General features: G+C 46.2%; 25 protein-coding genes. 12 read left to right on the top strand and 13 right to left on the bottom strand.

The window, feature by feature from the left end; translation table 11 throughout:
* The first annotated feature begins 27 nt into the window (after positions 1-27).
* Positions 28-540 carry a nicotinate-nicotinamide nucleotide adenylyltransferase gene (locus J4N42_RS21195; protein WP_252032092.1) on the top strand — a complete coding sequence of 171 codons (513 nt, stop codon included), beginning with the start codon at positions 28-30 and terminating at the stop codon, positions 538-540.
* 49 nt (positions 541-589) lie between these two features.
* Positions 590-1,087, top strand: coding sequence for a hypothetical protein (locus J4N42_RS21190; protein ID WP_252032089.1), 498 nt, complete (start codon positions 590-592; stop codon positions 1,085-1,087).
* 68 nt (positions 1,088-1,155) lie between these two features.
* On the opposite strand, the gene J4N42_RS21185 is transcribed toward J4N42_RS21190, so the two are convergent.
* The 6 genes from J4N42_RS21185 to J4N42_RS21160 form a co-directional block, all read right to left on the bottom strand.
* The gene (locus J4N42_RS21185; RefSeq protein WP_252032086.1) at positions 1,156-2,433 is read right to left on the bottom strand and encodes a cytosine deaminase; all 1,278 of its coding nucleotides are present in this window, start codon (positions 2,431-2,433) and stop codon (positions 1,156-1,158) included.
* 9 nt (positions 2,434-2,442) lie between these two features.
* Entirely contained in the window at positions 2,443-3,681 is a 1,239-nt protein-coding gene (gene codB / locus J4N42_RS21180; protein WP_252032083.1) for a cytosine permease, read from the bottom strand.
* Positions 3,682-4,040: 359 nt separating this feature from the next.
* Entirely contained in the window at positions 4,041-4,943 is a 903-nt protein-coding gene (locus tag J4N42_RS21175) for an AraC family transcriptional regulator (protein ID WP_252032080.1), read from the bottom strand.
* A gap of 421 nt (positions 4,944-5,364) precedes the next feature.
* Positions 5,365-6,711: a magnesium transporter gene (locus J4N42_RS21170; RefSeq protein ID WP_252032077.1), complete on the bottom strand. Its 1,347-nt coding sequence runs from the start codon at positions 6,709-6,711 to the stop codon at positions 5,365-5,367.
* Between the two features lie 125 nt (positions 6,712-6,836).
* Positions 6,837-8,060 carry an HlyD family secretion protein gene (locus J4N42_RS21165; RefSeq protein WP_252032075.1) on the bottom strand — a complete coding sequence of 408 codons (1,224 nt, stop codon included), beginning with the start codon at positions 8,058-8,060 and terminating at the stop codon, positions 6,837-6,839.
* Positions 8,060-8,386, bottom strand: coding sequence for an MFS transporter (locus tag J4N42_RS21160; RefSeq protein WP_252032072.1), 327 nt, complete (start codon positions 8,384-8,386; stop codon positions 8,060-8,062). The genes J4N42_RS21165 and J4N42_RS21160 overlap by 1 nt, the downstream gene beginning before the upstream one ends.
* A 121-nt stretch (positions 8,387-8,507) precedes the next feature.
* Here J4N42_RS21160 and J4N42_RS21155 point away from each other — a divergent pair, with 121 nt between their 5' ends.
* The gene (locus tag J4N42_RS21155; RefSeq protein WP_252032069.1) at positions 8,508-9,515 is read left to right on the top strand and encodes an AraC family transcriptional regulator; all 1,008 of its coding nucleotides are present in this window, start codon (positions 8,508-8,510) and stop codon (positions 9,513-9,515) included.
* Positions 9,516-9,583: 68 nt separating this feature from the next.
* On the opposite strand, the gene J4N42_RS21150 is transcribed toward J4N42_RS21155, so the two are convergent.
* Entirely contained in the window at positions 9,584-10,372 is a 789-nt protein-coding gene (locus J4N42_RS21150; RefSeq protein ID WP_252032066.1) for a TOBE domain-containing protein, read from the bottom strand.
* 261 nt (positions 10,373-10,633) lie between these two features.
* On the opposite strand from J4N42_RS21150, the gene modA reads away from it, so the two are divergent.
* From modA to modC, 3 genes are read left to right on the top strand one after another with little or no spacing between them, the layout of a single operon-like run.
* On the top strand, positions 10,634-11,374 hold the full coding sequence (modA, locus tag J4N42_RS21145) for a molybdate ABC transporter substrate-binding protein (protein WP_252032063.1): 741 nt from the start codon (positions 10,634-10,636) through the stop codon (positions 11,372-11,374).
* Entirely contained in the window at positions 11,374-12,066 is a 693-nt protein-coding gene (gene modB, locus J4N42_RS21140) for a molybdate ABC transporter permease subunit (protein ID WP_252032060.1), read from the top strand. The genes modA and modB overlap by 1 nt, the downstream gene beginning before the upstream one ends.
* Positions 12,060-13,151, top strand: a complete 1,092-nt coding sequence (gene modC, locus J4N42_RS21135) for a molybdenum ABC transporter ATP-binding protein ModC (protein ID WP_252032055.1) — start codon at positions 12,060-12,062, stop codon at positions 13,149-13,151. The genes modB and modC overlap by 7 nt, the downstream gene beginning before the upstream one ends.
* 11 nt (positions 13,152-13,162) lie before the next feature.
* Here modC and J4N42_RS21130 read toward each other — a convergent pair whose 3' ends face one another.
* The 6 genes from J4N42_RS21130 to J4N42_RS21105 form a co-directional block, all read right to left on the bottom strand.
* Positions 13,163-13,759 carry a DJ-1/PfpI family protein gene (locus J4N42_RS21130; RefSeq protein WP_252032052.1) on the bottom strand — a complete coding sequence of 199 codons (597 nt, stop codon included), beginning with the start codon at positions 13,757-13,759 and terminating at the stop codon, positions 13,163-13,165.
* Positions 13,760-13,902: 143 nt separating this feature from the next.
* The gene (gene bluB, locus J4N42_RS21125; protein ID WP_252032049.1) at positions 13,903-14,547 is read right to left on the bottom strand and encodes a 5,6-dimethylbenzimidazole synthase; all 645 of its coding nucleotides are present in this window, start codon (positions 14,545-14,547) and stop codon (positions 13,903-13,905) included.
* Between the two features lie 95 nt (positions 14,548-14,642).
* On the bottom strand, positions 14,643-15,254 hold the full coding sequence (locus J4N42_RS21120; protein ID WP_252032046.1) for a pyridoxamine 5'-phosphate oxidase family protein: 612 nt from the start codon (positions 15,252-15,254) through the stop codon (positions 14,643-14,645).
* Between the two features lie 156 nt (positions 15,255-15,410).
* Entirely contained in the window at positions 15,411-16,925 is a 1,515-nt protein-coding gene (locus tag J4N42_RS21115) for a phospholipase D family protein (RefSeq protein WP_503035020.1), read from the bottom strand.
* 150 nt (positions 16,926-17,075) lie between these two features.
* Positions 17,076-18,335: an L-methionine/branched-chain amino acid transporter gene (gene yjeH / locus J4N42_RS21110; protein ID WP_252032044.1), complete on the bottom strand. Its 1,260-nt coding sequence runs from the start codon at positions 18,333-18,335 to the stop codon at positions 17,076-17,078.
* 166 nt (positions 18,336-18,501) lie between these two features.
* Entirely contained in the window at positions 18,502-19,176 is a 675-nt protein-coding gene (locus J4N42_RS21105) for a pyridoxamine 5'-phosphate oxidase family protein (RefSeq protein ID WP_252032043.1), read from the bottom strand.
* 93 nt (positions 19,177-19,269) lie between these two features.
* On the opposite strand from J4N42_RS21105, the gene pdxR reads away from it, so the two are divergent.
* The 6 genes from pdxR (at position 19,270) to J4N42_RS21075 (ending at position 24,667) form a co-directional block, all read left to right on the top strand.
* Positions 19,270-20,685: a MocR-like pyridoxine biosynthesis transcription factor PdxR gene (pdxR, locus tag J4N42_RS21100; protein ID WP_252032042.1), complete on the top strand. Its 1,416-nt coding sequence runs from the start codon at positions 19,270-19,272 to the stop codon at positions 20,683-20,685.
* 46 nt (positions 20,686-20,731) lie between these two features.
* Entirely contained in the window at positions 20,732-21,505 is a 774-nt protein-coding gene (locus J4N42_RS21095; protein WP_252032041.1) for a class II glutamine amidotransferase, read from the top strand.
* A gap of 92 nt (positions 21,506-21,597) precedes the next feature.
* Complete coding sequence (locus J4N42_RS21090) at positions 21,598-22,041, top strand: Lrp/AsnC family transcriptional regulator (protein WP_252032040.1); 444 nt, start codon at positions 21,598-21,600, stop codon at positions 22,039-22,041.
* An 11-nt stretch (positions 22,042-22,052) separates the two neighbouring features.
* Complete coding sequence (locus J4N42_RS21085) at positions 22,053-23,048, top strand: Gfo/Idh/MocA family protein (protein ID WP_252032039.1); 996 nt, start codon at positions 22,053-22,055, stop codon at positions 23,046-23,048.
* A 48-nt stretch (positions 23,049-23,096) separates the two neighbouring features.
* Positions 23,097-23,495, top strand: a complete 399-nt coding sequence (locus J4N42_RS21080) for an OsmC family protein (protein ID WP_252032037.1) — start codon at positions 23,097-23,099, stop codon at positions 23,493-23,495.
* Between the two features lie 158 nt (positions 23,496-23,653).
* The gene (locus tag J4N42_RS21075; protein WP_252032035.1) at positions 23,654-24,667 is read left to right on the top strand and encodes a helix-turn-helix domain-containing protein; all 1,014 of its coding nucleotides are present in this window, start codon (positions 23,654-23,656) and stop codon (positions 24,665-24,667) included.
* Positions 24,668-24,716: the final 49 nt, after the last annotated feature.

Raw genomic sequence — 24,716 nt, 5'->3', positions numbered from 1 at the left:
GAGTTTTCGTTTTTGATAGGAACAAAAATGAGCAAAATTGCTGTATTTGGGAGCGCATTTAACCCACCAAGCTTGGGGCATAAAAGCGTGATTGAGTCCTTGAGCCATTTCGACAAAGTTTTGCTGGTTCCGAGTATTGCTCATGCTTGGGGAAAACACATGTTGGACTACTCTTTAAGATGCCAATTAGTTGACGTATTTATTGAGGATATTGCCCAACCCAACGTTGAACGATCTATCGTAGAAGAACAGCTCGTTGAACCCGGTCAATCAGTGACGACCTATGCGGTCTTGTCACACCTAGCCTCTCAACACCCAGAGGCTGAGTTAACCTTTGTGATGGGGCCTGACAATCTATTTAATTTTGCTAAATTTTATAAAGCGGAAGAGATCTTGCAACGTTGGAATGTATTGGCGTGTCCGGAAAAAGTGCAGATCCGCAGTACGGACATCCGAAAAAAACTTGCTGACGGTTCCAATATTGGGCAGATGACGACACCGAAAGTCGCGGCACTATTGAAGGAATTGTCATTATATTAGAAAATGGCATACTGAATGGGTAAGCTGAGAGCGTTGTGAGAGCCGGTTAATGTTAAGAAGTCAGATCACTTGGTGCATGGTTTTGTGTATGCCACTTGCGGCAAACGCGTGTGATCTTTTTTCTAGCCCAAGCTCGAATCGCGCAGCGGATGCGCCTGTTCTTGCCAACTCAGGTGTTTGCTTTTCCGTAGAAGAAACGTTGGACTTTGCCTCTAAGCAGTGGGTAAACCTCTCTAGCTTGCTAGACGAAGATGACACGCCTCCTACTTCCTCGTATTGGGACGATTGGGTGCTCAAATCCAAAAGTGATCCCATACTTACTCAATCTGTTTCGTCTAATTACTTTGGTATTGGTGTCTGGAGACCAACCGAACTGAAGAAATACGAGCGCGATATGTCTACTGAAGAATGGTTGTTGAGCCATGGTTTGCAGTTGAGTGTTGGCTTTGGCGAGAAGAAAGTTGGTGAGCCGAGAATGCGTTTAGACTACCGTTGGCATGAGGACTACGATTTAGATGTCATGATGCAGGTAGAAGTACCGTTCTAATCTCCGCACAATTCGAATAAAGAAAAAGGAAGCCATTGGGCTTCCTTTTTTGTATCTCGTAATAGAGTTTAACGCTTAAACGTCACTGCTTCTGTACCATCTAAGTTGATGGTTGTGGTTGCCGGCTGAGTTTGCGCGATGACGTTACCGTGACGTACTGAGTAACGCACAGGCACTTGTCTGCGAACAGCATCAAATCCATTTTCTGCTGGCAAGATCAGTAGGCTGCCTGGTTTACCTACCTCAATACCATGCTTATCTTGGATGTTGAGCGTTCGTGCTGAGTTAGTGCTGATCAGATCCAAAGAGTTATTGATTTGATCGTAACCCATAACTTGGCAAACATGCAGACCCATATGCAGGACTTGAAGCATATTCGCCGTACCAAGTGGATACCAAGGATCGAATACGTCATCGTGACCGAAACAAACGTTAATGTTGGCATTGAGCATTTCTTTTACTCGAGTCACACCACGACGTTTTGGGTAGTCATCGAAACGGCCTTGTAGGTGAATATTCACCAGTGGGTTGGCAACGAAATTAATGCCTGACATACGTAGCAAACGGAACAAACGTGAAGCGTAAGCGCCATTGTACGAACCCATCGCAGTAGTGTGGCTAGCTGTTACCTTATGGCCCATCTCGTATTTGTGCGCAAGTGCCGCTAAGGTTTCTACGAAACGCGATTGCTCGTCGTCGATTTCGTCACAGTGAACGTCGATCAAACGGTCGTATTTGCGTGCCAACTCAAAAGCGTAGTGCAGTGACTCAATGCCATACTCACGCGTGAATTCGAAGTGCGGAATTGCGCCAATGACATCTGCGCCTAGCTTGACAGCTTCTTCTAGGAGTTCTTTGCCATTAGGGTAGGAAAGAATGCCTTCTTGTGGGAATGCGACGATTTGAATATCGACCCACTCTTTCATTTCTTCGCGGACTTCGACCATCGCTTTAAGTGCAATCAGTGTTGGGTCAGAAACGTCGACGTGGGTACGTACGTGTTGAATACCGTTAGCAATCTGCCATTTTAGGGTTTGCTTAGCGCGAGCCTTAACATCTTCAATAGACAGCATTTCTTTACGCTCAGCCCAGCGTTCGATACCTTCAAACAAAGTACCAGAAATGTTCCAGCTAGGTTCACCGGCGGTTTGAGTCGTATCTAAGTGAATATGTGGCTCACAGAAAGGCGCAACTGCAAGGCCGCCTTCTGCATCAAGTGTGTCGCCATCAAATGCAATATCTGATTCGTTATCGATAATTTGTTTAAATTGACCGTTTTCGATCAGAATCTGTTTTAACTCGTCTTGATCCGCAAGCTTTACGTTTTTGATCAATAGCGTTGTCATGGTGCTTCCTTACGCTGCTTGTGTGTTAAGCGCGTTTTTATTTAGTAAACGGTTAAGAATAACGTAGCATAGTGCTCCACCTAGCACAGCGTTCAAAGGAACGATGCCTGGAACAAATTTACCAGCGGCTACGCCGACAGCGACAGCGATAATGCCAGCCCAGTTAACAGTTTGGAACTCCGCGTTAGCAAAATCTTTGTAACGTTTACGGTTTAGTAGGAAGTCAGCGATGATTACCCCACCAATTGGCGGAATTGCCGTCGATAGGAAGGTTAGCCAACCTACGAAGTTGTTGTATAACCATAGCGCGAAGATAGTACCAATAATGCCGTTCATAATAGACATTGCTGTGCTTGAGCGGCCAGTAATGTTCGAGAAGCCTAAGCCCGAAGCGTAAAGTGCGTTCTCGTTGGTGGTCCAAATATTCAATCCTAATACGATGATCGCTGGCAGTAGTAAACCTTGTGCAATCATCACATCGGAAATATCGGCTTGACCAGTCGCAGCTGCACCTGCTGCACCAAAGATAAACATCAATGAGTTACCGATAAAAAAGGCAATCATAGTAACAAGGACTGCACCCGCTGGTTTTTTACCGAAACGCACAAAATCAGCAGTTAAGGTCCCTGCGCTGACAAAAGAACCGACTACCATTGCTAATGCAACTGAGAAGTCCATAGGGGTTTCTGGTTGAATCAGTTTCAACTGTTCTAGGCCACCAACGCTATCTACGGCCATCGAAACAGAATAGGTTCCTAGGATTGCAATGGCTGGAACAGCAATCGCTGAAAGTACCATCAGTGCTTTAATCCCGAAGTACACTGTCGCTGTCATTAATAAGCCCGACACAATGATAAGCGTGTTCGTATCTATCCCTGTTGCTTTTTGAACTGGGATTGCAAACATTGCTACGCCGACACCAAACCAACCTACCTGTGTACCGCCAAGTAATGCAGAAGGAAGCCAAGAGCCTTTAGTGCCAAAAGAGAAACGAGCGAGAAGGTGAGTAGAGAGGCCAGTAGAAGCGCCGATGTATCCAAGAAAAGAAGTGTAGATACCAAGAATCAGGTTACCGATGAGAACGGCGAGGAAGAAATCGTTGAATGAGAGCCCTGTACCGAGTGAACCACCTGTCCACATACTAGCGGAGAAGAAAGTGAGTCCCAGCATTACCATGGTGAGAGAAGCGACTCCTTTCCTAGCCGATGTGGGAACCGGCCCGAGACTGTAGTTATTATCTGCAGCCATTTTTACCTCCGCGTCTTAAATCAAGTTTTAACATTTAGTGCCATATTTTAGGCAAACGGCGCGTATTATGGTGATAAAAATCACAGAGTCAATGTGTTTTTATTGAGGTAAACGTTTGTATGAAAGAGTGGGTCGGAATAGTTCTTATATATTAAATAGTTAATGTTCTAGCTTTTTGGTATTTATTTTTTGAGAAGAAATTTAGAAATTATAAAATCATTAGTTTCGGTGATGATTTTATTAAGGATGTATTTTCTCTGCAGGAGCGATCGGTTTGTTATGATAAAGCAGGCTTTTCAAAAGTGGACTGAAGCATTTCTCTTTGGTCGAAACTTATCGTGGAAAAGCCTGCTAGAGTATTAGTCGGCCAACGCGGTGCAGAAACTCACATCTGCCTCTCCTGTCGCTTGGTCGTAGCTATGGTAAAGCTCAAAACAAGGTCTGTCGTCGCTGTCTAGGCCTTGCTCTACCACCTGAGACATCAGTGAGTCCCATGCAGAAGCGTATTGAGACTTATCGGTAATCGTTTGACGAATAACGCCATATTTTCCGCCTGGGAAAGGCTTTGCTTCTATTCCATTATTTGGAACGGTATCGCCATCAATAAACAAACAGATATCGGTACGGCATTTGTCGGCTGGTGTAATTTCCGGATTGTCGTGGTAGATAAAAATATTGGTGTTACCCGCTAAGCCTTGTGGTCCCGCCCAGCCATACAATTTGTTGACGGCTGGCTCGTAGTTTTCTCCGTATGGGCCTGTCACGCGAACATAAGCCAGTTGGCAAGGGTCGAAAGTTTGAATTTCCATGGTTTCACTCCATTGTTTAGGTTCAAGTGGAGTATAGAAATTGCTGGCGTCGGATTCGTGTCCATTCTTGCGCAGCACGTGTCCGATCTTGCTGTTTTTCAGTAGCTGAGCAAAAACGTCTAGGCTCTCACACTGTCGAATTTGGCTTGGTGTTAAATCAAAGTGTTGTTTGAACGCTTTTGCTAGGCTCTGGGAGCTTGAAAAACCGTACTCAAGAGCCACCTCAGTAATCGGTGGTTTTTTATAGAACAGATCATTTGCAGCCGCTTCTAGGCGCAGCCTTCTCAAATACTCATTCAGCGTTTCACCGACCACTGCCTTAAAAATGCGGTGGAAGTGGTATGGTGATAAACAAGCGAGCGATGCAACGGCTTCAAGGTTTAAAGGTTGGTTAAACTGTTCTTCTAAGTGACGAATGACGGGAAGTAAGCGTTGATGGTAATCGGTTTTCATAGCAAGCCATATAAATGGAATTGAACGTCTTAATAGTAACGTCATGACTCATATTAGAAAGATATACGGGAGCTAAACTTAGCGAGTTTCACAAAAACGTTTATCGGAGTAGAGCCAATAGAGGAAAGTAATATTGGTATCGAGCAGATAAAAAAGAGCCAACCGCAATGGCCGCGATTGGCTTATGTATAGTGTGAACAAAACTATTCACTAACAACGTCAGTTGGCTAGGTGACCCTCGGCTTAAGAAGGGTCAATATAGTTATTGCAGTATGTGTGCCAAGTTTTATATCACCTGAGTGACTAATAAAACCGTTGTTTTTTGGTGAAATGATATGAAATCGTTGCAATATGCAACTGCATATTGCAACGAACGTTGATATTGCTAATGATAAGCCACTCAGTGTGAGGGTTTAGGCGACTATAGTAAAACGAGGCTTGCGGTACCTAGGAAAGCAAAGAAGCCCACCACGTCCGTCACAGTGGTTAAGATCACCGACCCCGCCAATGCAGGGTCAAGTTTCAGTTTATCGAGAACAATCGGGATCAAAACACCAAATAGTGCCGCGGTGATAATGTTAACTACAATCGCTAGTGCAATGGTAGCTCCGAGTAGCGTCGACTGGAACCAAAGCCCGGCTAACCCGCCGATAATCAATGCCCAAAGCAAACCGTTGATAGAACCAATTCCCAGTTCATTTTTCAGCAGTGCAAAACGGTTACCTGGTGCGATTTGGTTTAGTGCCATGGCGCGAACCATTAAGGTTAATGTTTGGCTACCGGCGATCCCGCCCATGGATGCCACTATTGGCATTAGCACTGCGAGAGCGACTACCTGAGCGATAACGTCTTCAAATAGCCCGATGGTGACTGAGGCTAGAATCGCAGTCAGCAAGTTAATACCCAGCCACACGCCACGCTTTTGCGAACTTTTCATAATTGGAGCGAAAAGGTCATCACCTTCATCCATACCGGTACCGGCCATCAAACGCGCTTCGTAAATTTCACGCTGAGTGCTGAGGGCAAATTGCCAGTCGACTTCACCGATCAAGGTTTGGTCGTCATCGACAACAGGCAGTGCTGATAAGGAACTATGCTCTAAGGCTTCGACACTTTCAGGCAACGTAAGCTTGCCATTTAACGTCGTCACGTTATCTAACGCGAGTGTTTTCAGGCGAACGTGGTCTTCACTGCGTAAGATTTCATAGTAATTCACCGCACCGCGAAATTTCTTACGACGGTCGATAAGGTACACTTGCTGCGGCGTGTCGTAGCTATAGCGCTCCATCAGGACGGTCGCTTTCTCTACCGTAATGTTAAATGGCAGGGTAATGACTTTACGCTCAGCCCAGCGGCCTAATTCATCCTCTTCAAACTCATTGGCTTGGTCGTATAGCTCAAGCTCGTCCTTTTCGATGAGTTGAATCGCTTCACTGATGATCTCTTCTGGCAGCGAGTCGGCCCATTCGATCAAGGACAAGTTATCCAGCTTAGCCAGTGTGAGTTTAAGCTCGGTATCCGATAAAGAATCGATAATTGAGTAGCGTACTTCTGCACGCATCTCGGTAAGGACTTCGATGTGCAGCTCTAATGGTAGCGCACGCCACAAGCGCACACGGTCTTCGATAGGAAAAGCTTCAAGGATCAGAGCCACAGAGCTGGACTCTAAACCTTCTTCAATCATGCTGTTGAGCAAGCGGCTTTGCTCTTGATCCTCTTCAAGGGAGATCAGTTCAATTTGGTGTGATAAATCTTGAAATTCGCTCACTGAAATACTCCGTTGGAAAAACGGTTAGACATACGTTATTGAATAGCGAGCATGAATGGTAACAGAAGCCGTGGGAGGAGACGACAAGTAAAAAGCCCCCAGTAAGGTACTGAGGGCTAACAAGATTAGAGTGAGTAGAAGTAGTAGATTTGCGATTTCATGCGGATGATGATGCCACGAATCACATCTAGGAATGCGAGGAATCCAATCGGCTTTTCCGCACTGATCCAAGCCAAGCCAACTGAACCGACTGGGATATCGTAACCTTCAGGTTCAAGTATCTTTAAGCGCACAAAGTGGTGCTTGTTTTGCAAGTTTTTACCTGTCGTGGCGCGAACGGATTGGTCGACACCGACTAGGTTGCTTTGTGCTTCACCAGTCGCTTCGACAATGCCTTCCACTTCCGCCGCGAAAATCTTAGCGGGGAACACTGCGGATGCAAATTCTGCCACCTGACCTGGTTTTACGTTGCGAATCGCTTGGTGGTTAACTCGCATTAGTACATATTTCTCGTCGGTGTACATTTGCAGCCTAGGCACACGAGAAATAAGCTGACCTTCACGCAGAATAAAGTTCGTCACGAAACCATCGGCTGGTGCATAAACTTTGGTGCTTTGCAGATCCCACTCTGCTTTCGCGATGGTTTGCTCTGCATCGTCGAGGTCCGCTTGACGGCTTTCTACAGCGAGTTTCGCTTTAACGATCTGAAGCTTGGCTTTATCGGCATCGACTTTTTTCATCGCAAGCTCAGATTTGACTGTGCTGACATTCTGCTTTGCGATTTCAACTAGGCTGACTTGCTTGTCGATATCGCTGTCGGTGATGGTGTTGCTCACCACGCGGTTCTGCTCTTGGAATCGAGCTAACATTTTTTTCTGTAGCTCGTAGTCCGCTTTGACAGACGCTAATTCGCTTTTCGACGTTTCAAGATCATGCAGCATGGATTGGTAGGTCGCGTGAGAAATCTCTACATCCTCTTGTGCGGCGACCAACGCTACTTGCGCTGCTTCTTCCGCGACTTCCGCTTGCTCTAAGGCAATTTGATACGGTTCATCTTCGATTTCATAAATCAGCTGGCCTTCTTTCACCTTCTGATTTGGTTTGATGTGAATATGCTCCACTTTACCGTTGATATTAACCGAATCTGGGCGAAGCTGAATATGTGGTGATTGCACCACTGAGCCACCAGATAGATCCATTGGCGTGTAGTTGATAAGACCGACCCAAACGAACATGAGCCAACCAGTACCACCAAGATAAGCAAAACCTTTAGTGAATTTATTCCAAGGCATACCAATGAGGCGTAGGAGATAAATGAATAGTGCCCAGACTGCTAAACCTTCTAACATTAGGCTTCCTCTTGTTTCGTTTGGTTATTTTGTGGGGTACTTTTCCAAATATCACGAAGACTAATGATCGCTTTTTCCATATCGACGAACGCAACAATGACCGCTAGCACCCACACCCAGTGCCAGATAAAACCTATCCAGGTGAGCGCGGTTATCAGTCCTATCTGATGATGATCTTTACTATGGGCTTTTTCGATTGGTAATTCGTGAAACTTCCAAAATCCATACGCCGCAGCGCCAACGGTGGCGACAAGGATAACAGTCGCAAAGACATGGATAACGGTATCAACTCCCGTGCCTACGAACGGGACACTCACAAGACTCATTGAACACTCCTAAAGAAATTAGTTGAGTCTATTGTGCGTACGGTTTGAAAAGATTTGTAACACTTGATAGATTACTTCGAACTTTGGCTGATTTTGACTTGATGTGTCGTTGGGGTGATGGGTGAGAAATAAACATTTTATTCGAGCTATTGGTTTCGTGAACATGTATCAACAAGTTTGCAAAAAATACCGAATCAACCCTGACCAACTGAGCCTCGCTCCTTCGGTATTCCGTAGCCCAATGACCTTGATTCCTGTATCTGAATTGAACTTGTTGTTTCGCGAATTGGAAACGCTAAGTGGTGATCCTGATTACATCATTAATATGATCACAGAGCTCAAAATGTTTGAGTTAGGGGCGATTGGTCGCTGGATGTTTTCTGGCCACGATTTAGCGTCAACGATTCGGCGTATTAACTATGGATCAAGCTGTCTACAGTCAGGTGCTTATATGGCAGGCTCACAGGTGGGCTCGATCGTAAAGTGGACTTACAGTAACCCTTTTGTCGAGAGCGATGTGAAGATTCACGACAGCGCTCGTGTGGCTGCTTTCATGCTAAATGTAATGAGAATCCATTTAGGTGAAGCATTCACTCCTATGCGGGTGATGTTGTCTGGCACTCGCAAAAATAAGCAAGCTTACAATGAGTATTTTGGATGTGAGATTGGCTGGAACCATAATCGTACCGAATTGTGGTTTCATTCCGACTTACGCTTGGCAACCAAACAGCACGAACTGGTGCCGAAACAAAAACTGGCGATGAGCTTTCAAGACCTAGATGAATTTCTGAATTTGCCTCAATCGGAAGACGAAATGAAAGTCATCTATGAAGTCATTAACTACAGCTGCCACTATGGTCTGCCGACACTTAACCGAGTTGCGAGTTTATTAGGGTTGTCAGAGCAACAATTTCAGCGCCGTTTGCACAAGCAAGGGCTTAACTTCACCACGATTTGTGGCTATGTGATGAGTAATGCGGCAGTAAATTTGTTGGCTGAATCAGTACCTATCAATGAAGTGGCCCAGCGGTTAGGTTATAGCAACGTAGAAAGCTTTAATCGAATGTTTAAAAAGCATCGGGGGGTGACTCCTTCTCAGTACATTCAGCGTTTTCAAGGTTACTTCTAATCACATGAAACAAGAGCCCCTGTTGGTTGGCTAGAGTTGGGCTTCATGGTCACGATAAGCTGAATCAATCATTGGGACATCTTAGCAACGATGGTTTGAGCACTATCAAAACACGCAAAGTAAGTTTGGCCGATTTGCATCTCCAGCTCGGCTAGATTCTCTCCCGCCATAACAGAATAAATCTTATCTTGTGAGCTCAACTGAAGTTCCAGTTCTATATCGCTGCCTTGCTTGGTCATGGCAACTAATTCTGCGTTGAGACAGTTGTGCGAACAGGTTTCAAGTTTGACTGGGCTAATTGAAACCGCTGGGGCTTTGAATAGCAGTAATACACTTGAACCAGCCTCTAGTGCTAGTTTCTTCACACTAGTATGAGTGACGGCTACTTTAACGATTTGGTTGTCGGCCAGTCGGACCGATACATGATCATTTATTCCGCCCAACGTAATAGACTCGATTTGCCCAGTGAGCTGGTTTCTGGCACTAGTATGGAGCGAAAAATGCGCCATGAGATCTAGTAGGCTGTTCATCTCTATTGAATCATCAAGAAGTGCGGTTAATGCCATTTCCTGAACTTGTGATGTGATGAAGTAAACCTTGAGCAAGCGCTGACCAAACTGAGTGACTTGAGCACCGCCTCCACCTTTACCGCCTTTTTCTCGCAACACGACCGGCTGGTTAAAAGCTGTGTTCATGTCGTTGACTGCATCCCAAGCTGCTTTGTAGCTCATACCAGACAGCTTCGCTCCCTGACTGATCGAGCCGGTTTGAACGATTTGTTCCAGTAGCGCGATTCGCCTTGGGTTGGCAAACAACCTGTTATCGAGATTGAGAGTCAGTAATGCTTGAAGGTCCATTCACTTATCCTATTTGTTCGGGTTAGCTATGGTTTACCGTTAACCCGAGTGCTAAGTGCTATAAATTCTAGTGGTTAGGGGCTAACGCAAGCCAGCATTATCACTAGGTAAGCGCTAGAAATTGTGATTAATCAACTCTGCTTCACTGTATCTGCATTTGACCTTGCTTCTTCGTTATATACTTTGGTATATAACGTAAGTTAACTTATCGAAATTTTTGTGAAAGAGAGACGGCGTATTTTGCTAAATCGAATGATGACAATGGCACTCTTGATTGCGGGGCTGTGCAGTTTTACAGCATCTGCAGCAGAAAGGGTGATGGTGTATGCCGCTTCTTCCATGACTAATGCACTGCAAGATGTCGTGAAACGCTATCAACTGCAACATGATGTGAAGGTCGTGCTGTCTTTCGCGTCATCATCCACGCTAGCGAGACAGATCTCACAGGGAGCTCCTGCCGATATTTATTTGTCTGCCAACCAAAAGTGGATGGACTATTTAGTTGATAATCGCGTGGTTGAATTGAGTAATACCACTGCTCTACTGGGTAACCAATTGGTGCTTATTGCGCCGAAAGACTCATCAATCGATGAGGTTTTGCTCGATGCGAACTGGGGTGTATCTGATGCGCTTGCAGGTAGTCGGCTCGCGATCGGAGACCCAGCTCATGTACCGGTCGGTATTTATACAAAACAATCGCTCGAGTCTTTACAGCTTTGGTCAAAAGCAAAATCTCATTTAGCCCAAACCAATAATGTCCGCGGAGCGTTAGCCTTGGTGGAGAGAGGAGAAGCGCCACTAGGTGTGGTTTATGCGACAGATGCACAAATCGCTACGGGGGTAAAAGTGGTTGCTACGTTCCCGACAGAGAGCCACTCGCCGATCGCGTATCCACTTGCGTTAGTAAACCCACGTTCGGATGCAGCGCAGAGCTTCTACGATTATTTACAAAGTGAGCAAGCGGCGGCGATTTTCAGAAGCTACGGATTTGAGGTGAACTAGTGCTCAGTGAATACGAAATTTCAGCGCTAGTGCTAAGCCTAAAAGTATCAACAGTGGCAGTGATATTTAGTCTGCCGCTGGGAATATTGTGTGCGTGGTTACTGGCACGAGTGGAGTTTGTCGGTAAATCGCTATTCGACAGTTTGATACACCTCCCTCTGGTGCTTCCGCCGGTCGTCATCGGTTACTTACTGCTGGTGTCGATGGGAAGGCAGGGCTTTATCGGGCAGTGGCTATACGAATGGTTCGGAATTAGCTTTGGTTTTAGTTGGCGTGGTGCTGCACTCGCTTCCGCGGTGGTGTCATTCCCGTTGTTAGTCCGTGCAATTCGCCAATCGATAGAAGCTGTCGACACTCGATTGGAGCAGGCGGCACGTACTTTGGGTAGCTCTCGCTGGCGAGTGTTTTACACGATAACGCTTCCCCTTACGGTTCCTGGGATTATTTCAGGCATCATTATCGCCTTTGCGCGTAGCTTAGGTGAGTTTGGCGCTACGATTACCTTTGTTTCCAATATTCCCGATGAAACCCGTACTATTCCGTTAGCAATGTACTCCTTTATTGAAACGCCGGGAGCGGAGTTTGAAGCCATGCGTTTATGTATCATCTCGGTGGTGATTGCGTTGCTGTCTTTGGTTGCCTCCCAGTGGTTAACCAAGAAGGCACAAGCTAGGGTGGCCAGTTCATGTTAACAATCAATATCTCGAAACAGCTTGGGGATCTTAAACTAGAAGTGAATACCCAGTTGCCTCTGAGCGGCGTTACTGCCGTATTTGGCCGCTCTGGAGCAGGAAAAACGTCGTTGGTGAATATTTTGGGGGGCTTGTCTGCTCCCGACAATGGTGAGATCCGATTGGGGAACACAGTGTTGTACCAAAGCGGTGCTGTGAACTTACCGCCTGAAAATCGCCGAATAGGTTACGTGTTCCAAGAATCTCGGTTGTTCCCACATTACAAAGTGCGTGGCAATCTGAATTATGGTGTTAAGCACAAAGATGCCGAGCATTTTGAGCGCATAGTTGCGCTGCTTGGTTTGGAACATTTACTAGAGCGTTATCCCGCGACTTTGTCTGGTGGGGAAAAGCAGCGTGTGGCAATTGGTCGGGCACTACTTACCAAACCGGATATGCTGCTAATGGATGAGCCACTGGCCTCGCTCGACTTGCCTCGAAAAAAGGAACTGATTCCTTACTTGCAAACATTATCAAAGGCGCTCAACTTGCCAGTGGTTTATGTCAGCCATAGCTTGGATGAGATTCTGCAACTTGCCGATCATATGCTGGTGCTGAACCAAGGTAAGTTGATTGCGCAAGGCCCGCTTACTCAAGTATGGAACAGTGAGGAAATGCGCCCTTGGCTTGCCACACAAGAACTGAGCTCGCTGATTTACGCTTCGGTGGTGGGCAAACACCCAAAATACGCCATGACGAAGTTGGAACTGGATGATGGCAACCATTTGTGGGTGAGTGGCGACATCGAAGCCATTGATGCCAACGATAAACTGAAGGTCAGAATCGAAGCGAACCACGTTTCCATTTGTACTCAAATTCCCCAAGGTTCGAGTATTCGAAATTTACTTAAAGGTGAAATTCGAGAGTTACACACTAGCGAGAGCGGAGAACAAGTGCAGCTTAAGCTAGCGTTAGGAACGGACGAGCTATGGGCGAACGTGACGCCGTGGGCATGTGATGAGCTTGAACTGCATCCCGGGAAAATGGTGTATGCCCAAATAAAAGGGGTTTCAATGGGGCAGACCGATATCGCTCATTCGCATTAAGCAATAAGGGGTTAAAGATAGGCGTTTACTGTCGAAAGGCAGTGTTCCACGGTCTTTTCTTTTTCTCCAACCGGGGCGACATAATAGATGGCTTCCTCGGCATGGTGTTTCCCAGCTAATTTACAGATCACCCAGGTCGCCAAATATTGCGATGCCAAACATCCACCTGCGGTAGCAATAGAGTTTTCAGCATAGAAGGCTTGATCGAGGACAGAAATCCCTTCTTCCTTAACCCATGGTTTAGTGGTGAGGTCAGTACATGCTGGTATATTTTCAAGTAATCCTAGCGCTGATAAGAGTAGGGTGCCAGAGCACTGAGCGCCAATGAGTTGAGTTTCTTTGTGGAGTAATAAGCGCGATAATATCGACTTATCTTTAGAGATGGCTGTTGTCTTTATCCCACTACCAAATAATACCGCATCGGCTTGGTTGGCAAACTCCAGAGGTTGTTGAGCGGATATTTCTACACCATTCATCGATGTTACTCGCTCGGAAGGGGACGTGATTTGTACATTCCATCCATGGTCTTTCATGCGGTTGAGAATACTTGATGCAATGAAGGAATCCAATTCATTGAAGCCGTCAAACGTCAGTACAGCAATATCCATATATAGCTCCTAGTTAAACGTGGGGCCGCGAGACTTACACTTTCTGCGGCAAAGCGTACTCAATATGTGTGAATTCGAGCTGATTTACAATGAAATCAAGGGCATAAAAAGAGATGTGAATCCCACTGATAGAAGTTATGGGGCTACTTGCCCCACTTTCCATCGTGGATCAAATCGCTAAGGTTTTCGCGTGGTAGCCAACCGGCTTGCTCAAGTTCTGGTTTGTCTTTGAATTGAGAGACATAGCCTAAACAAAGGTATGCAACGACTTCAACGTCTTCGGGAATGTGTAACGCTTTTCTCAGTACGTCGTCGTGAATAATGCTTACCCAACCGAGGCCGATGTTCTCTGCTCTGGCGGCTAGCCACATGTTCTGAATCGCGCAAACGGTGCTGTATAAATCCATTTCAGGCTTGATGGTACGCCCGATCACGATTGGACCATTGCGCTTTCTATCACAGGTGACACAGATACCAACGGGGGACTCAAGAATGCCTTCTAGTTTGAAGCTCTCGTACTGTGCTCGTTTGCTCTCATCGAATTGAGCCGCAGATTCTAATCGTGCTTGGTCGTAACCTTGTTTGATCAGTTGTTTAGTTTCGTTCTCTGTGACTAGCACGAAATCCCAAGGCTGCATAAACCCTACACTGGGTGCATGATGAGCTGCACCTAGGATACGAGCTAATACGTCATCTGGGATTGGGGTTGAGAGAAAGTCTTTACGAACGTCCCTGCGAGAGTGGATGACTTTGTAAAGCGCATCTCTTTCTTGTTCACTAATATGCATTGTCGGCCTCCCAAATAAAGGGGGCTAGTATGCGGACAAATTAACGCGAGAGCCAGTTTAAATACCCGAATGCTTTGGAAGCATTCGCTCAAACTCTAAAGGTCTGTTTTATAGCGTCCTCGAACAGCAAAGTCAGTGTCGCGAATAAACTGCTCATCCGCACCGGTATTTCCAGCAATTTCTTGACCAAACGAGATTTTCATCGGCTCTAAGTAGGTCGATTGATCCCAAACCTTGCTGCGTAGAAATGGTTTGCCACAGTGAAAATACGCATTTTTAACCGAGATCTCCCACACTAGCAAGGCGTTGTGTGTTGTGCCTGATACTTGATGGCAAATGTCACCTTCGACCAAGGTGCAATTACCATGAACACGCAAGGTTTCCATTGTACCTGGCCTTAGAAATATCAGTCCCACTTTGTTATTTGAGCTCACGATGTTTTGCAGCGAAAAGGCGAGTTTGTTGCCACGCAACTCTGGTAGTAAGAGAGTTTGATCGTCGCGTACTTTGACAAAGCCAGCTTGGTCTCCTTTAGGGGAAATGGTAGGAAAACCAAGCTCATCGAGGGTGGACAGCATGACAAGTGGGGATGTCTTAATAAACTCCTGCATTCTGTTATTTAAAGAAGCATATATTTTCTTTGCGGCGAGTGGGTTTGGCTCGCCAATGATTTCTCTTATCTCTTCAACCGAAGATAACTCTTTCATTCTTACGTCCTGATTGACACAACAAGCGTCTTAGTTTGATTGCAGGGTTAGTAGGTTGCGAATGAAAAAGGTGGGCTTTGCGGCGGGGTGCAAGGTTTAGGATTGGTGTGGAAGGGAAGTGAAAAGGGAGCACAGCGTGCTCCCTGGAAGTAACAATTAAAGTTGGTCCTCAATGGGTAAAATTCCGCTGAACCATGCGCCCATTCGACGCCAAATGCTGGCATCGGGTTCGCTAGTTAGTGTCTCTCCTGTCTCGTGGTCAATCCAAACGATGTCGTCATCTTCAACCTTAATCTGGTAGGCCTTCAATTTAAGTTGCTTAGGGAGTTGTTCCAGTGAGCGTTTTACATACTCAGGTTGGTCAATCACTACCGCCATCTCTGTATTGAGGTCGGCTGAACGCGGATCTAAGTTCATAGAACCTACAAACAGTTTGCGCTCATCAAGCATCATCGCTTTAGCATGCAAGCTTGAACGGCTGCTTCCTGTCATGCTCCACTTGTTGTCGACGTCTGCTGTTGCTTTCACTTCCCACAAGTCAACACCGCCCTCGACTAAATCTTGTCGATACTTGGCATACCACCCGTGTACCGCAAACACATCGTTGGATGCGAGGCTGTTAGTGATTATCGTGACGTCTTTGCCAGATTTAGCGGCTTCAACCAATGCCTGAGTACCTGACTCGGTAGGGACAAAGTAAGGCGATATGAGTACTAATGAATGTTGAGTTTGTTCTAAAAGCTCGGATAGATCATCGATAAGTTGGCTGCCTTTGCCTGCAATCTTTTCTGGACGATCGTAAAAGAGTTCAGCTTGCCCCCAATACAGTTCGAGGTCGGAGTTTCTCAGTTGTTCGTAGAGTGGGAGCTCTTTGAAGTTGTAACGACCTTGGGAAAACTTTTCATCAATCTTGGTATCGGCCAGCCACTGTTCGACATCTTGGGAGCTTACCGCTTCGCTTTCGGCTACTATCCATTCCATTGGGATAGCAAACTCGCTGTTCCAGTATTGGTCGAACTGGTCACTGACTTGGTCTACCGTATTTCCGTATAGCAGCACATCAAAGTCGCCAAACTCGACGCTCGATTCGAATGAAAAATATTCGTTACCAATGTTCCGTCCTCCTACGATGGAAGCGATATTATCTGCGGTCAGCGACTTATTGTGCATGCGGCGATTAAGCCGGTCGAAGTCGGTCAAAAACGCTAGGCCGCGTGTGGTGCGATACTGGTGAGGATTGAACAAGCGTATTTCGATGTTCGGGTGAGCATTGATGTACGCCATACCTTTATCGCTACGCTTTTGCATGTCGTCGAGTAACAAACGAACCCTGACTCCACGTTCTGCTGCCTCATACAAACGCCAACTGATCAGCTGGCTGGTCTCGTCACTGCGGTAGATGTAGTACTGCACATCGAGTGAGGTTTGCGCAGATTCTATCAGCGCTAAACGAGTCAGCAGAGCATCGTGGCCCTTTTCCAGCGGATAGAATCCAGTGTAGTCATCAGGGTAAGTGCTAGGCTGTGCGAAGAAGTCATCTAACTGAGAACCTTGTTGATACTCAACATGGTAGCTTTCCGTTTTATCTGGGAAATCGCTGAAGTCGGTAGATGCACAACCAGCCCCTAGTAGGAGAAACAAACCGGTAAAGAAAGGCTTAATGGTATTCAATGGATAGCTCGAGTTATTTCAGATATTCACAGTGTATGTGACGCTGAACGATTACAAAGGGAATTAAAAGAATCAGGGTGTGATAAATATGAGAAATATCACACCCTGTTGAAGTTTATCGCCAGAAAAAGGGGGTTATGGTTTAGTTAATTATGCGACCGGTTGTTGTCGCCTTTTGAGCCATTTCTCCCAAGGTAGACTCAACAAGCCGAAAATACTCACTGCGTAGAGCATCGACCAACCTAGGCAAACAAATACTAGGGTACATAGAACCAGAGATAATGCCGCTAATGCTTTATTGAGCCCTGAAAGTAGCTTGTAGGCTGCCAACATAGCCAGCAAATAAACCAGTACAAAAATGCCATTGGCAAGCTTTAGGAAGAACTCTAAATCGAGGCCCGAAAGTTCACCCACTACGCAAGAAAATACCAACACTGCACCAACTGCTAGCGTCGCATTTGCTGGCACGCCACGCTGTGATACCTGAGCGATAGCACCGTTTGGTCGGTATTCTCTTGCTTGCGCCCACACCATACGAGACAGGCTTTGGGTGTAGAGGTTAACGCTGGCAAAACAAGCGGAAAACCCGAGTACACTAATCACTGTCGCAAACTGTGGCCCAAACAGTAAGTCACTGAGCCAAGGGATCGAAGCACTGTCAAACGCTGGGCTACCATAGGCGGTGAATTTCAAAATGACCACGGAACATGCCCAGTAGGTTGCACCAGCAACGAAACAACCAATGATTATCGCAATCGGGAAGTCTCGCTTAGGATTCTTAAACTCTTCTCCCATATGAGCAAACGCTTCTATTCCAACAAAGCACCAGAACATAACCCCAAGAGCGGCCGAAATTGGCCAAATAGACTCGGTGTTCAATACAGGCATCTGAATATCTTGAGCCGATACTCCACCTTTCCAGAGTAGGGCTGCAACTAACGTGAAGATACTGAGCGCGATGGCAGTTTGCAGTCTTCCGGAGGACTTAGTGCCCATTAGGTTAACCGCGATTAATAGAGCAACCGTGATCAATTGTGCTGCTAACGATGAGTTAATAGGACTTGGGAGAATTTGTTGTAAGAAGCCAGCAGAGAGTGCGACAGCTGCTGGCACACCAACAGGAATCACGCTAACGAACAACCAAGCGACACTTCGCTCCAATTTACTATTGAATGCTTTACGAACAAAATAGGCTGTGCCACCAGCATTAGGAAAGTGTTTCCCGAGCTGGGCGAATGTAAGAGCAATTGGACAAATAGCAATAAATAGAATCAGCCAGGCCCAAAGTGATAGCTGGCCAGCAATTCCCGCCGCGATGGCTGGGATCATGAATAAACCAGTCCCCAGTAGGGTGGTGGAGAGTTGTCCAATGCCAGATAACAACGTGATGTCTTTTTTGAGTTGCGCCATATATTCACTCCCTGAATTTCTATTTCTAGACTACCGATAAATTCAACGTTATACATCTGGCAATTTGTCTAAGTTCGCCGTCAAAGTGGCGGTTCATTTGCCGAAATCAGCTAAATTGCGGGTTTGTGGCCCCTGTGTCGGCAAACCGAACCTTACCCCACACCTTTTAGTTGCGATTTGACTCGGATGAATACCAGCGCTCACCGTAAGCTTGCGAATAATCCGGCTCCTTAATACTGGTGTGCAAATCGTCGGTTGCTTGCAAAGGCCCAACGACTGTGCGATACGGGAGAATCCCAGCCCAAGCTGGAACATCGAGGTCGGCATCGTCGTCATTGACGCCAAATGCACTGACTTTTACCGACGCCTCTGTGAGTGGCAATGCGAGTAGTTCGGTTGCAGCAAGTTCTTTTGCGTTACTCAAGCGAACATCTTCGCAGCGCCCTGGAGCGATTTGTTCGATAAATAGGTTGAGTAAACGATCTTTCTCTTGGTCATCCTCAACCGACGTAAACTGACCAAATACAACGGCAGAGCGGTAATGTGCACTGTGGTGAAACGCTGAACGAGCCAATACCCAGCCATCAAACAAAGTAAAGGTTAAGCAAGTTTGGGCGCCACTTTTTAAGTTCCTGAGCAGTCGGCTGTTTTTGGCACCATGGATATAGACCATATTATCGACTCGCCATGCCAGCATCGGAATGACCACTGGGCCAGATTCTTGCTCGATAGCGATGTGGGCAATCAAGCTCTCATCAATGATGTCATACAACTTCTGATGTTCTAAGACGGCTTTTCTAGCGCCTTTTTTTATTTGGGTTCTCTGGCTATTCGATAACATATCGCTTCCTCTAAGTTGTGCCTTTGAGTTGCAATATAAAAACTAACTGGTAGGTTGATTAGAGCCACTTTTGTTTAATTAATGGATCCACTTATGCAGCCGATTGATATTGGTGATTTGTCTTTAGCCGCAGAGAATACATCGCTTCAGCAGCAACTTTTCAATGCTATTCGCAGCAAGATCGTTGCGAGCTTATGGCCTAAAGGTGGCAAACTTCCTTCAACGAGAAAGCTTGCGGCAGAGCTAAACATCAGTAGAAATACAGCGATCAGTGTTTACGAACAGCTTGCGGCAGAAGGCTATCTTCAAGCGAAAGCGGGTTCTGGCTACTATGTTGCCGTTGAGCTGCCGGAGCAATACTTAAGCCAAGATGTAGAGCCAAGCGGTACTATGGTAACTCGGCCGGCATTGGATGTTAATACGAGCTTCGCACCGGGCGTACCCGATCTTCAAGCCTTTCCTGCTAAAAAATGGGGAAGGTTACTTCAGCGGCATGTCTCTAGGACGACCCTACTCGGCAATCAAGATCTTCAGGGTGACAGCGCACTCAGGCAAGCGCTTGCAGATTACCTATCGAGCAGTCGCTCGGTAAAGTGCGATTCTGAGCAAGTGATCATCACATCAGGTGCCCAACAAGCGTTAACCATCAGCTTAATGGCGACTTTGTCGGCTAACGACTCGGTGTTGATGGAGAGCCCTGGTTATATTCAGATGCGTAAGGTGATCCAGTTGCTGGGGCACCGTAGTCAATCGGTCAATATCGCGCCTCATACAGGTATCGACTTAAAGGCGGTGTTTTCAAGTGAAGCTAGTGCACTCTATATAACGCCAAGCAACCAGTATCCGATGGGGACAACCATCAACGTGGAGCAGCGCATATCACTGCTAGAGTGGGCAAAGAAAAATCAGCGCTGGATCATCGAAGATGACTACGACAGTGAATTTCAATTTGCGCATCGCCCTTACCCTAGTTTACAAGGTTTGTCGGCCGACGTCGGCGCTGAGCAGCAAGTGCTCTATATCGGTTCGTTGAGTAAAGTGATGTTCAATGGTTTGCGGCTCGGGTATCTCGTTGCACCCAAAGGATTAGTGGAGCGATGCTTGGCGGTTAAAGATGCGTTATCGGGTGATTCGCCTACCCATGTTCAGGCGGCGTTGGCTGATTTTATTGTTGAAGGTGATTTTCTTCGCCACATCAGAAAGATGCGCAGGCTCTACAAGCAAAAACATGAGCGCATGCTTGAGGCGATTTCGACACATTTTGGTGACCGAGTTGAAGTGATCAGTCAGCCTGCAGGTTTACATGTCACATTACGCTGGAAAGGCGATATCAGCGAGGAGCAATGGTGCGAGGCCGCGAAAGAAAGAGGCATTATTTTGCGTCCTCTTTCAATGTATGAAACGCAAGACTCTTCAGCACGAAGCTGGCAAGGCGCAGTGCTGGGTTTTGGTAATGTGGCGTTAGATAGAATTGATGAAAAAATCGCTGAGCTTGCGGATATTCTTTAAAAGTGGTGTAGTGAAAATCCGCATGTAAGGAGTAGGGAGTGGGGCAATGTGTCGATGGTTAGCGTATCAGGGAGAACCGATTTATTTGGATGAGCTGGTTTATGAACCGGAACATTCTTTGGTTCACCAAAGCTTGGAAGCGAGAAAAGCGGTGACTCGAGTCAATGCCGATGGCTTTGGGTTAGGCTGGTATACCGATCGAGCAACGCCCGGACAGTTTCATGAAGTGCTCCCTGCGTGGGGAGATACCAATCTACGCTCGTTGACTCATCACATTCGCTCTCATCGGTTTATGGCTCACGTGCGTTCATCAACGGGGACTCAAGTGTCTCGCTCCAACTGCCACCCATTTATCATGGATAACTGGATGTTTCTCCACAATGGCCAAATAGGTGGTTTTGAGCAAGTTAAGTTTGAATTGGAACGATTGCTTCCAGAAGAGCTGTACCTGAAAAGGTTGGGCACGACGGACAGCGAATTGATTTTTTTGTTGGCGCTGCATTTTGGCTTACATAGTGACCCTGTATCTGCTCTTAAGCTTACAATTGAAGCGATCGAAAAAGCGATGCAATCCAAACGAGTCGAAGAGCCATTTAAGGCATCAATATGTGTATCAGATGGATATCAGTTTTGGGTCGTTCGTTACAGTAGCGACAATCAGCCACCTACCGTCTTTATCAAATCAACTCAGGCTAATCAGGGACTGCCGAATGTGTATCTAGCGTCGGAGCCGTTAGAAAGCAACAAACAGTGGAAACCTATCGCTCCGCAAAGTATTTTGCACATTAAGGCTGATTCCTCAGAAAGTTTCTCGTTATAAGCAAGCAGGGGTATTCTCGGGGAAAACGCGAGGGTATCTTGCTACTGAGACCTCACTGGCTTACACAATAATAAGATCGTTATAGGGAAGTAATGGATAAGTTTGATCAACATATATTGGATATCTTGCGACATAATGCGCGTAGCTCAGTAAGCGACATTGCGCGGCAGGTGAATTTGTCACGTTCCGCCGTTACTGCTCGAATTCAAAAGCTTGAACAAGATAAAACCATTCTAGGCTACCACGCGCAACTTGCCGAACCAGAACAACAGCAAACCATCCAAGCTTATTTGGCATTGAAGTTTGATATGTCCAGTACAACTCACCACTGTGAGAGTTACGCTGAACAGATATACAAAATCAATGGGGTGAAATGGTGTCATGCCATCAGCGGTGAGACAGACATGATGCTGTATGTAGAGGTGCCGACAATGGCGCGTTTAAATGCGATTCGTGATGAACTGCAGTCTTATCCCGAATTACGAAACATCATGACCCATACGGTGCTTACCGAATTTTTTAATACAACTAAATGAAGACAATACCAATGATTAAACTCGCTGTTATCGGAACCAACTGGATCACAGACCAATTTATCGAAGGGGCATTGAAAACTGGGCTGTATGAGCTTACTACCGTCTATTCTCGTCGATTAGAAAGCGCGAAATCATTCGCTGAAAAGTACGGTAACGTTCAATTGTTCGATGACCTTGCAATATTAGGTGGCTCTGTTGATGTTGACGCTGTGTACATTGCTAGTCCAAATTCGTTTCATGCGCCTCAAGCGATCGAGCTAATGAAGGCAGGTAAACATGTCATTTGTGAAAAGCCTGTGGCGTCAAATTACACTCAGGCACAGGCAATGTATCGTGCGGCGAAAGAGAATAACGTTGTGTTGTTTGAAGCTTTCATCACCCCCCACCTGCCGAATTTCTCTGTCTTGAAAAACGCGTTAAAAGAGATTGGTGCGCTAAGAAAAGCGACGATCAGCTACTGCCAATATTCGTCTCGTTATCAAAAATACCTAAATGGTGAGAATCCGAATACCTTTAACCCAGAGTTCTCCAACGGTTCCGTTATGGACATTGGCTTCTACTGCGTGGGCGCGGCTATTGAACTGTTCGGCGAGCCAGAATCGATTCAAGCTCAAGCGCATATGTTGAATTCCGGTGTGGATGGCTGTGGTAGCGTGATATTTGGCTACCCAGGCTTCGATGTGGTGATTGGCCATTCAAAAATTAGTGATTCGTATGTACCGAGCGAATTTCAGGGTGAGGATGCGGCGCTAATGGTGGACATGATATCTATTTGTAATTCGGTGACTAAGAAAGTTCGTGGTGGTGAGAGCACCGACATCAGCGTACCCCAAGACGATAATCGAATGACATATGAAGCAGCAGAAGCTGCCCGTCAAATCTCTGAGAATAAGATGGTCAGCCAGCAAAGTGAACGCTCACTTATCGTGGCTAAAGTGCTGACCGAAATCCGCCGTCAAACTGGCGTGGTTTTTCCCGCAGATGACGCTGTAAGTGCAGCGGGATAACTGTTATCGTGTGCCACACAGATGTTCCTATTACAATGAGAAAAAGTCATGCAAGCTGAAGTTAAATGGGTTGAAGAATTTAAGTTTTTAGGTCAATCACAGTCTGGTCATTCTATTGTGATGGATGGTAACGGTGGTGCTACAGCACCAAGCCCAATGGAGATGGTTCTGATGGCTGCAGGTGGCTGTAGCTCAGTTGATGTTGTAGACGGCCTAAAAGAAGCCGGCCAGAACGTTACAGGCTGTGTTGCCAAGCTCACGACAGAGCGCCGTGAGACTGCGCCACGCATTTTCACTGGTATTAACATTCATTTTGAAGTTTCTGGTGAGGCGCTAGACTCAGACGTTGTTGCTAAAGTAGCAGCAGATTCGCTAGAAAAGTACTGCTCTGTATGCTTAATGCTAGGCAAAGGCATGGAAATGACGCACAGCTGGGAAATCGTTTAGCCCAATTACTGCATTGTTTAAAAGGCTCTACCGAAAGGTAGGGCCTTTTTTTATCAAATGAGTCTTTCAGGCAAGCCCAGCAATTTACTTCGAGCCTCGCATGTTGAGCTTATTTAGGTATATATTTGTCATATCCAAAGGGAAAGTAGAGAAGAAGCATGTCAAAGCGCAATAAAAACATACCGTTAGTAAGGAGAGAAAACGTTGAGTTTTTTGCCTCATTGTTTGAGGAGCTAGACAAGAAAACCTACGCATTGCTACGCGAATCTACTATTCCGCTCGATATTCATGACAACCCTGATTATGCCTATTTGCCGGAGTCCTGTTTAAAGAACTTTATGGAAGTGCTGGGGGAAAGCTTATCAAACGATAAGTTAGGGGTTTTATTCTGGCGTAGTTGCCGAGAAACTTATGTCCCTAAATTTGTCTCATTGCTCACTAGTGGAACAACAGTACGTGAAGCGTTACAAGAGTTCTCGGATTTGCTTAAACGTGAGTCGAGCGGTGCGAATGTTTACCTTCAGAAATCTGGGGGAAGCTGGTGGTTAGTGAGAGAAAAAGCCGGGGCTGATGAAGTTTGGTTTAAATACGCAGAACTGTTTTCAGTGATGTGTATGGCAGAGGTGCTACGTGCGTTGACTGACAATGCTTGGCGCCCAACTCGTATCGGTGTGCGCAGTTCAGATATCGAGGATTTTTCTAGCTTACCGACCCTAGAACAGGCGCAGTTTTTTGCTGAGCGCCCTGTGACGGCTTTGGAAATACCGGAAGCGTTACTTGATGAAAAGGCGGTGATTACGCACACGGCTAGCCAAGTTTTTGCAGCCAATCATTACGCAGAGCAATCCGACGACAGCTTCGCCGCTACCTTTAAACAAGCGATTACGCCGTATGTGTCTGTCGGGAAACTGCCGATTAAACTGGCGGCAGAAATCTTGCGAATGAACGTTCGTACCCTCCAGCGTAAACTTGAAAGCGAGGGCATTATCTACAAAACACTGATTGAAGAGATGGTGTTTGATCAAATAAAACATAGACTTACTTCTAGCAGTGATTCCATTACATCCATCGCCAATAAGTTTGGTTACTCAGATGCCGCGCACTTTAGCCGTTCATTCAAGCGAGTCACGGGCTTGACTCCTTCCCATTTTCGTAAACATCACCGTAAATAGTTCCCCTTGTTAACCAAGTAACGAAATCATTGTCATCAAATGGCAATGA

Origin of the sequence: Vibrio sp. SCSIO 43135 (assembly GCF_023716665.1) — a bacterium.
Lineage (GTDB): Bacteria > Pseudomonadota > Gammaproteobacteria > Enterobacterales > Vibrionaceae > Vibrio > Vibrio paucivorans.
This window is presented reverse-complemented; position numbering and strand designations above follow the sequence as displayed.

Coding starts and splice junctions, on each gene's coding strand:
- J4N42_RS21195 (WP_252032092.1), top strand. CDS start 28: ATGAGCAAAATTGCTGTATTTGGGAGCGCATTTAACCCACCAAGCTTG.
- J4N42_RS21190 (WP_252032089.1), top strand. CDS start 590: ATGTTAAGAAGTCAGATCACTTGGTGCATGGTTTTGTGTATGCCACTT.
- J4N42_RS21185 (WP_252032086.1), bottom strand. CDS start 2,433: ATGACAACGCTATTGATCAAAAACGTAAAGCTTGCGGATCAAGACGAG.
- codB (WP_252032083.1), bottom strand. CDS start 3,681: ATGGCTGCAGATAATAACTACAGTCTCGGGCCGGTTCCCACATCGGCT.
- J4N42_RS21175 (WP_252032080.1), bottom strand. CDS start 4,943: ATGAAAACCGATTACCATCAACGCTTACTTCCCGTCATTCGTCACTTA.
- J4N42_RS21165 (WP_252032075.1), bottom strand. CDS start 8,060: ATGTTAGAAGGTTTAGCAGTCTGGGCACTATTCATTTATCTCCTACGC.
- J4N42_RS21160 (WP_252032072.1), bottom strand. CDS start 8,386: ATGAGTCTTGTGAGTGTCCCGTTCGTAGGCACGGGAGTTGATACCGTT.
- J4N42_RS21150 (WP_252032066.1), bottom strand. CDS start 10,372: ATGGACCTTCAAGCATTACTGACTCTCAATCTCGATAACAGGTTGTTT.
- modA (WP_252032063.1), top strand. CDS start 10,634: ATGGCACTCTTGATTGCGGGGCTGTGCAGTTTTACAGCATCTGCAGCA.
- modC (WP_252032055.1), top strand. CDS start 12,060: ATGTTAACAATCAATATCTCGAAACAGCTTGGGGATCTTAAACTAGAA.
- J4N42_RS21130 (WP_252032052.1), bottom strand. CDS start 13,759: ATGGATATTGCTGTACTGACGTTTGACGGCTTCAATGAATTGGATTCC.
- bluB (WP_252032049.1), bottom strand. CDS start 14,547: ATGCATATTAGTGAACAAGAAAGAGATGCGCTTTACAAAGTCATCCAC.
- J4N42_RS21120 (WP_252032046.1), bottom strand. CDS start 15,254: ATGAAAGAGTTATCTTCGGTTGAAGAGATAAGAGAAATCATTGGCGAG.
- yjeH (WP_252032044.1), bottom strand. CDS start 18,335: ATGGCGCAACTCAAAAAAGACATCACGTTGTTATCTGGCATTGGACAA.
- J4N42_RS21105 (WP_252032043.1), bottom strand. CDS start 19,176: ATGTTATCGAATAGCCAGAGAACCCAAATAAAAAAAGGCGCTAGAAAA.
- pdxR (WP_252032042.1), top strand. CDS start 19,270: ATGCAGCCGATTGATATTGGTGATTTGTCTTTAGCCGCAGAGAATACA.
- J4N42_RS21095 (WP_252032041.1), top strand. CDS start 20,732: ATGTGTCGATGGTTAGCGTATCAGGGAGAACCGATTTATTTGGATGAG.
- J4N42_RS21090 (WP_252032040.1), top strand. CDS start 21,598: ATGGATAAGTTTGATCAACATATATTGGATATCTTGCGACATAATGCG.
- J4N42_RS21085 (WP_252032039.1), top strand. CDS start 22,053: ATGATTAAACTCGCTGTTATCGGAACCAACTGGATCACAGACCAATTT.
- J4N42_RS21080 (WP_252032037.1), top strand. CDS start 23,097: ATGCAAGCTGAAGTTAAATGGGTTGAAGAATTTAAGTTTTTAGGTCAA.
- J4N42_RS21075 (WP_252032035.1), top strand. CDS start 23,654: ATGTCAAAGCGCAATAAAAACATACCGTTAGTAAGGAGAGAAAACGTT.